The sequence below is a fragment of the Pseudoalteromonas rubra genome, assembly GCF_005887115.1.
GTDB classification, from domain to species: domain Bacteria; phylum Pseudomonadota; class Gammaproteobacteria; order Enterobacterales; family Alteromonadaceae; genus Pseudoalteromonas; species Pseudoalteromonas rubra_F.
In genome coordinates this window covers 31,750-46,566 of sequence record NZ_PNCJ01000013.1, presented here as the reverse complement: position 1 = coordinate 46,566, position 14,817 = coordinate 31,750, and the positions used below count along the sequence as shown (strand labels likewise).

General features: G+C 47.6%; 12 protein-coding genes. 10 read left to right on the top strand and 2 right to left on the bottom strand.

Translation table 11 applies throughout. From position 1 onward, the window contains the following. The first annotated feature begins 145 nt into the window (after positions 1-145). The 8 genes from CWB98_RS09050 to CWB98_RS09020 all read left to right on the top strand — a co-directional run bounded on the left by CWB98_RS09050 (position 146) and on the right by CWB98_RS09020 (position 9,235). Entirely contained in the window at positions 146-2,380 is a 2,235-nt protein-coding gene (locus tag CWB98_RS09050) for an ABC transporter permease subunit (protein ID WP_138544575.1), read from the top strand. A 15-nt stretch (positions 2,381-2,395) separates the two neighbouring features. Beyond that, positions 2,396-4,045 (top strand): phosphate ABC transporter permease PstA, encoded by a 1,650-nt coding sequence (gene pstA / locus CWB98_RS09045; RefSeq protein ID WP_138544574.1) that lies wholly within the window; start codon positions 2,396-2,398, stop codon positions 4,043-4,045. A 29-nt stretch (positions 4,046-4,074) separates the two neighbouring features. After that, entirely contained in the window at positions 4,075-4,902 is an 828-nt protein-coding gene (pstB, locus tag CWB98_RS09040) for a phosphate ABC transporter ATP-binding protein PstB (RefSeq protein ID WP_054014386.1), read from the top strand. Positions 4,903-4,984: 82 nt separating this feature from the next. After that, on the top strand, positions 4,985-5,686 hold the full coding sequence (gene phoU / locus CWB98_RS09035) for a phosphate signaling complex protein PhoU (protein WP_054014387.1): 702 nt from the start codon (positions 4,985-4,987) through the stop codon (positions 5,684-5,686). Between the two features lie 92 nt (positions 5,687-5,778). Continuing rightward, positions 5,779-5,943, top strand: coding sequence for a hypothetical protein (locus CWB98_RS23930; protein ID WP_171045617.1), 165 nt, complete (start codon positions 5,779-5,781; stop codon positions 5,941-5,943). A 291-nt stretch (positions 5,944-6,234) separates the two neighbouring features. Next, positions 6,235-6,912, top strand: a complete 678-nt coding sequence (locus CWB98_RS09030; protein ID WP_130244771.1) for a TIGR00153 family protein — start codon at positions 6,235-6,237, stop codon at positions 6,910-6,912. Positions 6,913-6,962: 50 nt separating this feature from the next. Further along, positions 6,963-8,231 (top strand): inorganic phosphate transporter, encoded by a 1,269-nt coding sequence (locus CWB98_RS09025; protein ID WP_138544573.1) that lies wholly within the window; start codon positions 6,963-6,965, stop codon positions 8,229-8,231. Positions 8,232-8,308: 77 nt separating this feature from the next. Continuing rightward, positions 8,309-9,235, top strand: coding sequence for a hydrogen peroxide-inducible genes activator (locus tag CWB98_RS09020; protein ID WP_138544572.1), 927 nt, complete (start codon positions 8,309-8,311; stop codon positions 9,233-9,235). Between the two features lie 64 nt (positions 9,236-9,299). Here CWB98_RS09020 and CWB98_RS09015 read toward each other — a convergent pair whose 3' ends face one another. Then, positions 9,300-9,503: a hypothetical protein gene (locus tag CWB98_RS09015; RefSeq protein WP_138544571.1), complete on the bottom strand. Its 204-nt coding sequence runs from the start codon at positions 9,501-9,503 to the stop codon at positions 9,300-9,302. Positions 9,504-9,667: 164 nt separating this feature from the next. Beyond that, positions 9,668-12,178 carry a GGDEF/EAL domain-containing response regulator gene (locus CWB98_RS09010; protein ID WP_138544570.1) on the bottom strand — a complete coding sequence of 837 codons (2,511 nt, stop codon included), beginning with the start codon at positions 12,176-12,178 and terminating at the stop codon, positions 9,668-9,670. A 266-nt stretch (positions 12,179-12,444) separates the two neighbouring features. Here CWB98_RS09010 and queA point away from each other — a divergent pair, with 266 nt between their 5' ends. Both queA and tgt read left to right on the top strand, forming a co-directional pair. Then, positions 12,445-13,485, top strand: a complete 1,041-nt coding sequence (gene queA / locus CWB98_RS09005; protein WP_138544569.1) for a tRNA preQ1(34) S-adenosylmethionine ribosyltransferase-isomerase QueA — start codon at positions 12,445-12,447, stop codon at positions 13,483-13,485. Positions 13,486-13,674: 189 nt separating this feature from the next. Then, entirely contained in the window at positions 13,675-14,799 is a 1,125-nt protein-coding gene (gene tgt / locus CWB98_RS09000; protein WP_010383277.1) for a tRNA guanosine(34) transglycosylase Tgt, read from the top strand. The last annotated feature ends 18 nt before the right edge of the window (positions 14,800-14,817 follow it).

Genomic DNA, 14,817 nt, shown 5'->3' with positions numbered 1-14,817 from the left:
CACAATTCAGCAGGAAAAAACAAGCAATGAGCGTAACTAATGAAGGCCTGTTCCAGAAAGCGGGCAGACTAGGAAGCGGGTGTAACACAACTGTCATCTTGATGAAATATAATGCGCCGCAGTTTGATTATGAAAGGGTATTTTGATGACTTCCAATCCGCAAAAACCATCCTTTAAAACGGATAGAAGCCGTCTATTTAAGGACCGCTTTGCCCAGTTTGGCATTACCTCAGGTGGGGTAATGGTATTGGTCGCTTTGCTATTGATATTCTTCTATTTGCTTTACGTTGTACAGCCTATTTTCGAGTCCGCTAAGGTCGAAAAGCGAGTTGATATCGCGTTATCTGCCGAGAAGCGTTATTTCGCTTTGGGTGTGGAAGAGCAAACAGAGATAGCGTATCTGTTGGATAACACCGGACAGGTTGATTTTTATCAGGTGAAAGGCGATAGCGCAGGGGAGCTTGTCAGCACCTTGCAAACACAGCTTAACGGCCAGATCACCAGCTTTGCGAAAAGTGCACCATTTTTGGGCCAGTATGCATACGGCCTGGACAACGGTCAGGTACAGATTCTTAAGCCCAATTTCGTGGTCACCTTCCCGGGCAACCAACGTGTGATGAAGCCACGTATAGGTTATCCGCTGGATGGCGTGCAATTGTTGGTCGATGAACAGCAACAGGCAGTGAAGAAGTTTGCCTTCAGTCATTATGAAGACAAGACGGCTGTGGTTGCTTTGACTGCCGACAAGCGTGTGATCTTTGCGTCGTTTGCTGCTGAAGAGAACATGTTTACGGGCGAAATTGAATGGCAGGTAACTCGCACCGAGCTGCCAATCGACGGTCGTATTGACGACTTACTGATTTCGCCGGATACCACCCGTGCCTTCGTGCGTTCTGCTAATCAGATTTATATTTTTGATACCCGCTTTGCCGATGATGTTACTCAGTTTCAGCTGTTAGCGGCCAACGAAGAAAATGCCAACCTGGTCAGCATGGCCTTGCTGGCTGGTGCCAACTCGCTGATGCTGGCCAATGACAATGGTGAAGTGTCACAGTGGTTTGAAGTAAACACCGACGATGGCCGTGAGTTTGCCAAAATTCGTGCTTTCGAGAGTGATAAGAGCAAGCACATGAAAGTGCACAGTGAGTTCTATCGTCGTACTTTCTTTACCACCACAGAAAAGGGTGAACTGGGTGTGTACTACACCACCAGTGAAGCCGAGCTATGGCGCGGTAAAGTCGCTGATCAGGCAATCGATGCTTTCGCTATCTCGCCTCGTGCCAATGCGGCCTTACTGCTAACAGGCAATCAGGTGAGCGTGTTTGAATTACACAATGAGCATCCGGAAGTAACCTGGTCTGCGTTGTGGCAGGAGGTGTGGTATGAGGGCTATCCAGAGCCGGCATACACCTGGCAGTCAACGTCAGCCAGTGATGACTTTGAATCTAAATTCTCGTTAGTGCCGATTTCGTTCGGTACGATTAAAGCCGCTTTCTATGCCATGCTGTTTGCGGTACCCATTGCGCTATCAGCGGCCATTTATACCGCTTACTTTATGTCAAGTGAACTACGCCGCGTGGTGAAGCCGACGGTGGAGATTATGGAAGCGTTACCAACGGTTATTTTGGGTTTCCTCGCTGGTCTGTGGTTAGCGCCATTGATTGAAGCCCACTTACCAGCGATTGTCGCGCTGCTGCTGTTGTTGCCACTGGCTATTTTGGCAACGGCATTGGGTTGGACCAAGCTGCCTAAAGCCATTCGCCACTTTGTACCTGATGGCTGGCATTCTATCTTGCTGATCCCTGTGGTTCTGTTGGTTGGCTGGGTATCTTTCGCGATGAGTGACGTGATTGAAGGATGGATGTTCGGTGGTAACGTGCGCCAGTATCTGACCAACGAACTGGGCTTGACGTTTGACCAGCGTAACTCTTTGGTCGTAGGTATTGCAATGGGCTTTGCGGTTATCCCGACGATTTTCTCGATTGCTGAAGACGCGGTATTCAGTGTACCTAAGCACCTGTCAAACGGATCGCTGGCACTGGGTGCAACGCAATGGCAAACACTGGTGCGCGTTGTGCTACTGACTGCCAGCCCGGGAATCTTCTCGGCGGTGATGATGGGCCTGGGTCGTGCCGTGGGTGAAACCATGATTGTACTGATGGCGACGGGTAATACGCCGATTATGGACTGGAGTATTTTCCAGGGTATGCGGACCTTGGCGGCGAACATTGCGGTAGAAATGCCTGAATCTGAAGTAGGCAGCTCGCACTACCGGATCCTGTTCCTTGCGGCCTTTGTATTGTTTATTTTTACTTTCGTATTTAACACGATGGCTGAGTTTGTACGTCAGCAGCTACGTGAAAAATACAGCTCAATGTAACTGGAGTGAGATGACATGGTAAGACAGTGGTTTAAGTCAGGATCTCCGTGGATCTGGATGACAGGCGGTGCGGTCAGCATCAGTTTGATCTCAGTACTGGGTCTGCTTGCAATGATAGCGTGGAAAGGCCTGAGCTTTTTCTGGCCTTCTGAAGTCGTTGAGATGCACCTGCAAGGCTCTGTTCAAAAGCAGACCGTAATTGGTGAAATCTACGACCGTGAGCTGGTGCCTAAGTCGCGACTGGAAGCGACTGGTCTCGATTTATCTGACCATCCTGGCGAGTATATTGAACGTCTGCTGGTTAAGACAGGTAACCGTGAGTATGTTGAGCTGGACTTCCGCTGGGTTTTGTCCACCGATATCCAAAGCGAGTCAAAGCCGGCGCAGATAGCAGTCTTTGAACGTACTAAAAATGGTAATTTCTACGGTTACGTTGAGCGTGTTATCCGCGACGGTCAGGTGGTGACAGACAATCCGGTAGAAGCGCTGGAAGAGATGGTTGAACGCGCAGTGGAGCTGAACGAAGAAGCGCTTGACCTGCAAAACGGTGAGATTGGCCACATTAACTATGAGTTGGAGCGTTTACGCCTTAAAGAGCGCGCTTATCAGCTGGATGATGAACTGACGCCTGAAATCATCGCAGATTTGGAAGCACAGCGTGCTGCCCTGCGCGAAGAATACAAGGTATTAGAGAAAACGCTGTTTGAACTGCGCAATGGTGCAAAACGCGACGAAGTGGTTGTGCGCGACATGCGCGGTGAAGAAGTGACGTTACCTTTATACCAGGTTTTAGACTTTTGGTTCCCGAACGACATGGGCTTCTTTGCAAAAGTGGGCCATTATATATCGCAGATTGGCAAGTTTATTAGTGATGACCCACGTGAAGCAAATACTGAGGGCGGGGTATTCCCGGCCATCTTTGGTACTGTGTTTATGGTTATGCTGATGGCAGTGATTGTGACGCCATTTGGCGTGGTTGCTGCGATTTACCTGCATGAGTATGCGGCTAAAAACGCCGTGACTAAGATGATCCGCATCGCGGTAATCAACCTGGCAGGTGTTCCGTCTATCGTATACGGCGTATTCGGCTTAGGTTTCTTCGTCTATATGCTGGGTGGTTCTATCGATGCCTTGTTTTACCCGGAAGCGTCTCCAAGCCCGGTATTTGGTACGCCCGGCGTGATCTGGTCAGCTCTGACGCTGGCAATTCTGACGCTGCCAGTGGTCATTGTTTCGACTGAAGAAGGCCTGTCACGTATCCCAAGCACAGTGCGTCACGGTTCACTCGCACTGGGGGCGACCAAAGCTGAGACCTTATGGCGGATCATCATCCCAATGGCCAGCCCGGCAATTATGACCGGCCTGATCCTGGCGGTTGCTCGTGCTGCGGGTGAGGTAGCACCGCTGATGCTGGTGGGGGTGGTGAAAATGGCACCGACCTTGCCGCTGGATGGTAACTTCCCGTATATTCACCTTGACCGGAAGTTTATGCATCTGGGTTTCCATATTTATGATGTGGGCTTCCAGAGCCCGAACGTAGAAGCGGCACGTCCTTTGGTATATGCGACCGCCTTCTTACTGGTGACCGTGATCATTGCACTGAACATTACTGCAATTGGGATCCGTAACCACCTACGTGAAAAATTCAGAGCTTTAGAGCACTAATAGTAAAGTATTTAAATAGGTAAACATTTATGATTACAGTAGCGCCACAGGTAAATAATGCAGATACCAGCAAGAAGTTGGATCTGGAAAACTTGAGCCCGGAACTAACCGCGTTAGAGATCAAAAACCTTGACCTTTACTATGGTGACAAGCAGGCTCTGAGCGACATAAACATGTTGATCCCGCGTGGTCAGGTAACGGCGTTTATCGGCCCGTCTGGTTGTGGTAAATCAACGCTATTGCGTTGTATCAACCGCATGAATGACCTGGTAGATACCTGCCGTATTGAAGGTGAAATCAATCTCAACGGCACCAACATTTATGATAAAAGTGTTGATGTAGCGGCCCTGCGTCGTAATGTTGGCATGGTATTCCAGCGTCCAAACCCATTCCCTAAGTCTATTTACGAGAATGTGGTTTACGGTCTACGCTTACAGGGTGTAAAAGACAAACGTAAGCTGGATGAAGTGGTTGAGCGCTCACTGCGCGGTGCTGCTTTATGGGATGAAGTGAAAGACCGCTTGCACGACAGTGCATTTGGTCTGTCGGGTGGTCAGCAGCAGCGTCTGGTTATTGCACGTTCAATTGCGATTGAGCCAGAGGTATTACTGCTGGATGAGCCAACCTCGGCACTGGACCCTATCTCGACTTTGGTGATTGAAGAGCTGATCAACGACCTGAAAGAAAAGTACACCGTGGTTATCGTAACCCACAACATGCAGCAGGCGGCGCGGGTATCCGATCAGACAGCCTTTATGTACATGGGTGAGCTGATCGAATATTCAGATACTAATACTCTGTTTACAACACCGACCAAGAAGAAAACCGAAGACTATATTACCGGTCGTTACGGTTAATTCATCGGGCTCAGCCAAGCGCTGAGCCCGCGCCTCTGCAGGGAGGCGCCAATGACGTGTTGAAACAAATTAGGAACTGACTATGGAACATAATATTAATAAGCATATCTCTGGCCGCTTTAACGAAGAGCTGGAAAACGTTCGCAACCATGTATTGAGTATGGGCGGACTGGTTGAACAACAGTTAAACCTGGCACTGGATGCTGTGAGCCATTGCGATGAAAGCAAGGCCCGCAAAGTCAGCGAGAACGACTATCAGGTTAATGCCATGGAAGTGAGCATTGATGAAGAGTGTACCCGCATTATTGCTAAGCGTCAGCCAGCAGCCAGTGACTTGCGATTGGTTGTTGCCATTGCAAAAACCATTGCCGATCTGGAACGTATCGGTGATGAAGCGGAACGCATTGCCAAAGTGGCGCTGGATTCTTTCACCAAAGACCAACAAGACTTACTGGTCAATGTTGAAAATATGGGTCGTCTGGTTTCTCAGATGCTACACGATGTACTGGATGCATTTGCCAGAATGGACGCCCAGCGTGCATTTGAAGTTCATAAAGAAGATGCCAAAGTTGACCGTGAATATGAAGCATTAACGCGTCAGATCATGACCTATATGATGGAAGACCCCCGTTCTATTCCTAAGATTATGGACCTGATCTGGTCGGTTCGTTCACTGGAGCGTATCGGTGACCGCTGTCAGAATATTGCAGAATATGTGATTTATTTCGTTAATGGCAAAGATATTCGCCATACTTCTCAGGAAGATATCGAAAAATCACTGTAGTACTCAAAGAAAAAGTACCAATAGTAGACACGAAAGGTTTTTTTATTTATAACTGTTTGTGAGCAAAAAGTAATCAATAGAAGGAATGAACTATGAAACTAGCTCTGAACAAAAAAAATATTAAACAATTGACGAAAGACAGCAAAGCACTAAACAACGAAATGACGCCTCAAGTAGCGGGAGGTAAGACTATTTACCCTTCAATCCCACCGCAAACAGAGTTTTCTTGTTATGATGATTGTTTTGTTCATCTCTAAATCAAGTGTGAAGCGAGTATAATGCTCGCTTCGTTCGAATCGGTTCTGACCAGACTTTCCTAAACGTCGCAAAACTACCCAATTATTATTGCTTTTATCTGATGATTTTTCCTATGTTTATTGAGGGGTTAAGCAAACAAACGGCAGCGATATTATCTTGATAGCCATTATGCTTGTTAAACATGCTTGTGCCGTTAATCAGAACTTCACACGAAAAAGCGTTCACAATCTGGCTTAATGCTGTAAAATTGCGCCCTGCACATGCATATTAATATGATTTAAGGGTCAGTTATGCCTAGTAATGCATTTTTAGGAGTATTCGCAAAGTCTCCTATTAAGCCAATTGAAGAGCACATTAAGATCGTCCATCAAGCCAGTGAAACCTTGATCCCGTTCTTTAACCATGCCTTCAAAGGGGAGTGGACCGAGGCCGATGCGCTTCGTGTGCAGATCCGTAACCTTGAAAGAGAAGCAGATACACTAAAGCGTGAAGTGCGCCTGCACTTGCCACGAGGTCTGTTTATGCCAGTAGAACGTACTGACCTACTGGAACTCATTACCCACCAAGATAAGATCGCCAATAAAGCCAAAGACATCGCGGGACGCGTGATTGGTCGTGAACTGGAGATCCCTGAATCAATTCAAGCCGACTTTTTGGCGTATCTGACACGCTGTGTTGATGCGACCAAACAAGCCTCAGAAGCCATTAACGAATTCGACGAACTACTGGAAACTGGTTTCCGTGGTCGCGAAGTTGCACTGGTCGAAAAAATGCTCGTTGAACTGGATGCCATCGAGGAAGATACCGATGAGATGCAGATCCGTATTCGTAAAGGTTTACGCAACATTGAAAGTGAACTTAACCCGATTGATGTGATGTTCTTATACAAGATCATTGAGTGGGTCGGCGAGTTGGCTGACATTGCTGAGCGCGTAGGTTCACGACTGGAGCTGATGCTGGCGCGCTAAGCGTACACCATCTGCCTTCACACAATTAGTTAAGAATTAAAGGTTTTACAATGGATATCATTGCATCCTATGGCACGCTATTGATTATAATTGCGGCCGCAGTTGGTTTCTTTATGGCCTATGGCATTGGCGCGAACGACGTAGCCAATGCGATGGGCACATCGGTTGGCTCAAAAGCGCTGACCATCAAACAGGCGATCATCATCGCGATGATTTTTGAATTTGCCGGTGCTTACCTGGCCGGTGGTGAGGTAACGTCAACGATCCGTAAAGGGATCATTGATGCCACGCCATTTATGGATATTCCAGAACTCATGGTACTGGGGATGATCTCGGCGCTATTCGCCGCAGGTACCTGGTTATTGTTAGCATCTATGCTTGGCTGGCCTGTGTCTACTACGCACTCAATCATTGGTGCCATCATAGGCTTTGCTTTGGTTGCTGTGGGCAGCGAAGCTATCCAGTGGGGTAAAGTGGCTGGTATCGTCGGTAGCTGGATTGTGACCCCTGCGATTTCAGGCTTTATTGCTTACCTTATCTTTATGAGTGCGCAAAAGCTGATCTTTGACACTGATAAGCCATTAGAAAATGCCAAGCGTTTCGTGCCTGTCTATATGGGTCTGGCTGGTTTTGTGATGTCTTTGGTTACTATCAAAAAAGGCCTGAAGCACATTGGTGTTAACTTGGGTACTGTTGAAGGCTATGCGCTGGCCATCGGTATTGCTGTACTAGTTGGCTTGATTGGTAAAATGGCCATCAACCGCCTGAAGATAGACCCGAATGCAGACAAACAAATGCACTTTAATAACGTTGAGAAAGTGTTTGCGATTTTGATGGTACTGACAGCCTGTTGTATGGCGTTCGCACATGGTTCGAACGACGTGGCTAATGCGATTGGTCCTCTGGCTGCGGTTGTGAACATTGTTGAACACAATGGTGAAATAGCCAAGAAAGCGGCGCTGGCGTGGTGGATTTTGCCACTGGGTGGTTTAGGTATCGTCGTCGGTCTGGCTGTGCTGGGTAAAAAAGTAATCAAGACTATCGGTGAAGGCATTACTCATTTGACGCCTAGCCGTGGTTTTGCCGCTGAGCTTGCGGCCGCTTCGACGGTTGTTATTGCATCAGGTACAGGTTTACCAATCTCAACCACACAAACCTTGGTTGGTGCGGTATTAGGTGTGGGTATGGCCCGCGGTATTGCCGCGCTGAACATGGGTGTGATCAGAAACATTGTGGTTTCGTGGGTAATCACGTTGCCAGTTGGCGCTGCCCTTGCTATTGTTATATTCTACATTCTGAGAAGCGCGTTCGGCGTTTAACAGAAAGGACAGACTTTTAGCTTGAAAAGATCTCAATGCCTTTGGTGTTGGGGTCTTTTTATTTGTGGGTATAAAAAGTGAATAACTTACCAAGCATTAAACAGTTACAGTATTTAATTGCAGTGCATCAGCATCAGCATTTTGGCCGCGCTGCGGAAGCTTGTTATATTGGCCAGTCAACGCTGAGCAGTGCTATTCAGAATCTGGAAGAAACCCTTGGGTGTCAGCTGATAGAGCGTGAAAACCGCAGTCTGATGTTTACTGACGTGGGCGAAGAGGTCGTTGAGCGTGCTAAGCGCATCATAGGTGACACCATTAGCGTGGTAGAGCTGACTAAGAGCTTTAAACACCCCTTATCCGGTAAGCTGGTTTTAGGGATCATTCCTACCATCGCCAGCTTTATTGCGGCGCCTTTATACCGCTTTTGCAAAGATGCTTTTCCTGAGCTTCAGCTGGTATTGGTGGAGGACACCAGTGATCGTTTGCTCGATAAACTGGAGCAGGGCCACATTGATATGGGTATGCTGGCGTTGCCCTATAGAACCGAAAAGTTCCACACTCAGGTGATTGCCCGTGATCATTTTTCACTGGTACGTCATCAAGAATATCAGCTACCCGAGCAGCTGGATGATTTTAACGTGTTGCCGGAACAAAGCGTGTTTTTGCTGGAGCGGGAACACTGTATGACAGATCACGCGCTCAGCGCTTGTCACCTTAATCGCAGTGCCTGTATCAATCCTTTTGAAGCCGCCAATTTGCATACCTTGCTGAGTATGGTGGAATACCAAAATGGTGTTACTTTTTTACCACAGATGGCGCTAAATGCCGGCATTCTGGAAGGCAAGCCTATGGTCGCCACCGCACCTCAGCCTGACGCGTATCGTGAAATAGGTCTGCTGTGGCGTAAAACGACCGGGCGGATCAGAGATTTCCGCTTATTCAGTGACAAAGCAGGTGAGTTTGTTGCACAACACTGCAACGACAGTAAAGGCCTTACAGAATAGAACCATAAAGGGCGTTAGCCCTTTATGTCGGCGTGTTAGAAAGCGTTGACTAACTAAATGTGTCTTAAGACTCCAGTGACCCTAACTGGCGGTTAGATTTTAAGTCGGGTAAAAACAGCAGATATACCCACACCACCAAATTAAAGTAAGGGACTAAGCCGAGTAAGGTAAAAAACAGTGTTGGATAGCCTTTATGGCTTGCGCTTCGGTAACATTGTACGGCGATAACAACGTATATGAGCAACAATATGATAGACAGCTGTACCATTGCAATTCCTCCATTTCCATAGCCAGACGTGTCCAAATCCGTTGAATGTCTTGTAAATACCTGTGTTTCATGTATTTAAAGTGACACGTCAAAATGTACGCTTAATTATAGATGAGAATTACCCAACAGGCAGCTAATTTTTAGTCGAATTTTGTACAAAAATACTAGCAGGCTGTTTTCTCTGATAAAATAGTTTTCAGTACGGCACTGAGTTGATTAACAGGGAGTGGGCGTGAAATATAGTAACCCTGTCCATAATCAATCCCTATCTCCTTAAGTGCGTCAAAAATCTCTTTGCTTTCCACATACTCTGCCACAGAGCGCTTATCCAGTGAGTGACTGATGTCATTCACCGCTTTTACCAGCGCCAGATCGATTGGGTCATTAAGCATGTCACGCACAAATGAGCCATCAATTTTAACATGTTGGGCAGGCAATTGTTTTAGGTAACTGAAGGTACTGAATCCGGTGCCAAAATCATCGATAGAAAAGTGGCACCCAAGCTCGTTGAGTTTGGCTATCATGGCCTGAGTCGCGCTAAGGTTATTGATACTCGCTGATTCGGTGATCTCAAAAATAATGGCACTGGCCGCCACCTGAAATTCCGCCAGACAGGATTGAATATGCGGCAGCAAACGTTCGTCAAGAAATGATTGGGCCGACAGGTTGATGGAGACCTGGTGTAATTCAGAATGGCAAGCAATGGCGCGAATACACTCCCTGATCACACACTGATCCATCAGGTAGGTATCATTGAGTAATTCCAGTGCCGGGATAAATTGATTGGGATACACCAGGTTATCGTCAATACGCAGCCGTAACAGGGCTTCAAAATAGGCCACCTGATTGCGTTTAAAGTCCCAGATTGGCTGATAGTGCAGCTCAATATGGTTGTTCTGTAGCGCCTGACGAACATTATGTCCCCATTCTAATCCCGTCTGTAAGGTACTGTTTTGGGCATCTTCTTTGTTGTAACAGTGAACCAGATTACGGCCCAGGTTCTTGGCAATATAGAGCGCAATGTCGGCCTGTTTGAGGCACTCGCTCGGATCGCTGTTCTGTTGTGTAATCTGTGTCAAACCAATGGAGCAGCTGATGGTATAGCTCGCTTCCTCAGAATGGAACTGATGGTGCTCAATGGCACTACAGATACTTTCGGCCAGCAAGTGTGCATCCAGTAGCGGCGTATGCTTCAGTAAAATCGCAAACTCATCTCCACCGATGCGGGAAATCAGATGTTCATCGGCGATGTGTTCACCAAACAGTTGCGCCACTTCTTTCAGTACAATGTCGCCCTGCTGGTGACCTTTACTGTCATTGATGATTTTAAAGTGATCCAGATCGATATAGATCAACGCATGTTCAAGGTCTGCATCATGTTTTGCCTGTTCACAAAAGAGATTCAATTGCTGGTCGAAGTAATAGCGGTTATGCAGGCCGGTCAGTGTGTCATGTAAAGCCAGGTGGCGCAGCTGCAATTCTGCCTGCTTACGCTCATGGATATTGTCTATAGTTGCCGTAATAGTCGCAGTGCTGGTGACGTTCTTAATCAGCTGAAAGCGACACTCAACCCAGATAGGGCATTGGTTACTTTGCATAACCTGCAGTTCTAGCAATGCTGATTGCTGCTCGCCTTGCTGTACTTTTGTCAGCACCGATGCCAGTATGTCACGGTGCTCTGTCAGCACATAGTCAAACATACTGGTATGTAGGCTGGCTTTTAATTTATGGCCGACCAGCTGTTCCCAGGCAGGGTTTAAAAAGCGGATCACGCCCGCTGTATCCAGCTCCATTACCACTGTATTGAGGTGTAGCAAAATGCGCTGGTGTGCCGAGAACAGGTCTTTATAGCGTCGTTCGCTGCGGCTCAGCTGCTCTACTTTTTCTGCAAACTCGGCATAGCTAACCATAAAGTCCTCGCGTCGCGCGGCGTGGTCGCACACTTTGCTTAACAAAGACAAATCGTAGGGTGCACGCACAAAATCGGTGACGCCCAGCAGCAAAAGCTGTTCGGCATAGTCAGCATCGCGATTGTCTATGATAGTCACAATCGCCTGACTGGGCTTGTGCTGTAGAATGTTCGCTACCAATTCTTTGCCGGCATCGCTGTGTGTTGCCGTTGCATCCAGCAGAACAATGGCAAATTCACTTTGCAGGAACTGCGACAGCGCGCCATTGGTAGTGGTGACGTGTGTAGTGGTGAAGTTCAGCGATAAATGCTGGCATATCTCTTCGGCACGGGTTTGGTCTGGCTCGAGCAACAACAGGTTTAAGCGACTGCTTTTCTCTAAGTGCGTCGATAGTACATTCGCCAATACCTGAGGCAGTACATCCTGACGCTCTAAAGGCAACACGGCATCTATGCTATAACTACGGGCAGTGGTTTCCGCAATGCGTTCACAGTAGGTTGGGGGAGTCAGTACAATTGGCGTATTGTTGGGCGTTTTTAACAGCCCGGATCGCACCATACGCGAGAATCGCCAGCCATCAATTTTGCCAACATTAAGCCCGGTAATGATCAAATCAACAGCTTGGCGCTTTAATACACCCAGCGCTGCTTGTGTATCATTGTGCTCAACGATCTCAAATACATTCAGGGAGGATAGCGTTTTGACGATCAGCTGTCGCTCTTGTTGATCTGCATTGACCAGCAATAATGTGAGTTGCTTTGCCATGGTGTTACTGCCTTAAACCCATGAAATAAGTAAACAAGTTTATGCCCTTTTTGTCGATGAAGTGTCTCGCTGTATGTACCTTAGAAGGCCCGGGGCTGGGTCGTTTGCTGTATGGCACGTTTTAGCTGCGAAATTTCGTACAATAGCGACTAGATTAAAGCTATTTTGGAGTACTGACAAGCGTTACATAGTTTTACCTCAACACTTGATTTAGCGTAGGCGGATCACTAGACTTGGCGCCTATTTGCATTAATTTGAGGTCTTCTATGCGCGTTGCTGACTTTAGTTTTGAACTCCCTGATGAGCTGATCGCTCGCCACCCAAAAAAAGAACGCTCCAGCAGTCGTTTATTAACGCTTGATGGTAATACTGGTGAATTACAGCATAAAGTGTTTAAGGACATTGTCGATCTGATCAATCCGGAAGATCTCATAATTTTCAACAATACCAAAGTGATCCCGGCGCGTATGTTTGGTCAAAAAGCCACTGGCGGTAAGCTGGAAGTGTTGGTTGAGCGGGTATTGGATGCGCATAGTGTGCTGGCTCATGTACGTGCCAGCAAATCGCCAAAAGAAGGTACTGAGATTCTGCTAGAGGGTAAGGCGACAGCAACCATGGTAGCACGTCATGGTGAACTGTTTGAACTTAAGTTCCATGGTGACTCATCGGTGCTGTCTATTCTGGACGAGATTGGTCATATGCCATTACCGCCTTATATTGATCGCCCGGATGACGAGGAAGACAAAGAGCGCTATCAGACCGTGTATGGTGAGAAGCCTGGTGCTGTCGCTGCGCCCACCGCCGGACTGCATTTTGATGACGTGCTCATGGCACAATTAAAAGACAAAGGCGTTGAGATGGCGTTTGTTACTTTGCATGTCGGTGCGGGTACATTTCAGCCTGTTCGGGTAGAGAACGTCAACGACCACCATATGCACTCTGAGTATATTGAAGTGCCTCAGGATGTGGTTGATGCCATTGCGGCTGCACGCCAGCGTGGAGGCCGGGTTATTGCGATTGGCACAACGTCAGTACGCTCACTGGAGTCTGCTGCAAAAGCGCATCCGGATGAATTGAAGCCTTTTTATGGCGATACTGATATTTTTATTTACCCGGGCTACAAGTTCCAGGTGGTGGATGCCATGGTCACCAATTTCCACTTACCCGAGTCGACACTGATCATGCTGGTCAGCGCGTTTGCGGGTCAGTCACATATTATGCATGCCTACGAGACGGCAATTGCCGAGCAATATCGCTTCTTCAGTTATGGTGATGCCATGTTCCTGACTAAACAGGACAATGCATGAGCCTTGTAAACCCAGCCGAACGGCTGGGTTTTTCTGTTTTAAACCGCGAATTCTGTAGCCTGGCGCTTTAAAGTGCTATTTTAGCCCCAATATTAATGCCGTTATGGTAGAATCTGGCGGTTTTCAAAGTTGTTGGGTGTGGTGCCCGACCTAGAATAAGTTGGACTGTTTTTCCGACCAGAGGTAAGTATGAAATTTGAATTAGATTGTACACAGGGCAAAGCACGCCGCGGTCGCCTGATCTTTGACCGGGGCGTCGTCGAAACGCCTGCATTTATGCCGGTAGGTACTTATGGCACAGTTAAGGGCATGACACCGGATGAGTTGAAAGACACGGGTGCACATATCTGTCTTGGCAACACTTTTCACCTGATGTTGCGCCCTGGTACAGAGATCATCAAGCAGCACGGTGATCTGCATGATTTTATGAATTGGGACAAGCCTATTCTGACAGATTCAGGTGGTTTCCAGGTATTTAGCCTGGGTGCTATGCGTAAGATCAGTGAAGAGGGGGTGTTGTTCCAGTCACCAGTCAATGGTGAACGGATCATGTTATCTCCTGAAAAAGCGATGGAAGTGCAGCGTGATCTGGGTTCTGACATTGTGATGATTTTTGACGAATGTACGCCTTATCCTGCGACGGAAAAAGAAGCCCGTGATTCGATGGAGCTATCTTTGCGTTGGGCAAAACGCTCTAAAGAGGCGCATGGTGATAACCCATCGGCATTATTTGGCATTATTCAGGGCGGTATGTACCCTGAGTTACGCGCAGAATCTCAGGCTGGACTTGAAGATATTGGCTTTGACGGCTATGCACTGGGCGGCCTGTCAGTGGGGGAGCCAAAAGAAGATATGATCAATATCCTTGATCATTGTGCTTATAAAATGCCAGAACAAAAGCCGCGTTACCTGATGGGCGTGGGTAAGCCGGAAGACCTGGTAGAAGCTGTGCGTCGTGGTATCGATATGTTCGATTGCGTAATGCCAACTCGAAATGCACGAAATGGTCACCTGTTTATCACCGGTGGCGTAATCAAGATCCGCAACGCGGTTCATAAAACAGACACTGGTCCATTGGATCCTGAGTGTGATTGTCACACTTGTAAAAATTACTCACGCGCTTATTTGCATCACTTGGATAAGTGTAACGAGATCCTGGGCGCACGTCTTAATACTATTCACAACCTGCGCTATTATCAGCGCCTGATGGAAGGCATGCGTGAAGCGATTGCGGCCGGTACGTTTGATCAGTTTGTGGCTGACTTTTATGCCCGACGTGACAGACCGGTTCCGCCGTTGGCCGATACCGAATAACAGTTTGCAATAAAAATT

Excerpts from the sequence above, each read along its gene's own strand:
- CWB98_RS09050 (WP_138544575.1), top strand. The coding sequence starts at position 146 with ATGACTTCCAATCCGCAAAAACCATCCTTTAAAACGGATAGAAGCCGT.
- pstA (WP_138544574.1), top strand. The coding sequence starts at position 2,396 with ATGGTAAGACAGTGGTTTAAGTCAGGATCTCCGTGGATCTGGATGACA.
- pstB (WP_054014386.1), top strand. The coding sequence starts at position 4,075 with ATGATTACAGTAGCGCCACAGGTAAATAATGCAGATACCAGCAAGAAG.
- phoU (WP_054014387.1), top strand. The coding sequence starts at position 4,985 with ATGGAACATAATATTAATAAGCATATCTCTGGCCGCTTTAACGAAGAG.
- CWB98_RS23930 (WP_171045617.1), top strand. The coding sequence starts at position 5,779 with ATGAAACTAGCTCTGAACAAAAAAAATATTAAACAATTGACGAAAGAC.
- CWB98_RS09030 (WP_130244771.1), top strand. The coding sequence starts at position 6,235 with ATGCCTAGTAATGCATTTTTAGGAGTATTCGCAAAGTCTCCTATTAAG.
- CWB98_RS09025 (WP_138544573.1), top strand. The coding sequence starts at position 6,963 with ATGGATATCATTGCATCCTATGGCACGCTATTGATTATAATTGCGGCC.
- CWB98_RS09015 (WP_138544571.1), bottom strand. The coding sequence starts at position 9,503 with ATGGTACAGCTGTCTATCATATTGTTGCTCATATACGTTGTTATCGCC.
- CWB98_RS09010 (WP_138544570.1), bottom strand. The coding sequence starts at position 12,178 with ATGGCAAAGCAACTCACATTATTGCTGGTCAATGCAGATCAACAAGAG.
- queA (WP_138544569.1), top strand. The coding sequence starts at position 12,445 with ATGCGCGTTGCTGACTTTAGTTTTGAACTCCCTGATGAGCTGATCGCT.
- tgt (WP_010383277.1), top strand. The coding sequence starts at position 13,675 with ATGAAATTTGAATTAGATTGTACACAGGGCAAAGCACGCCGCGGTCGC.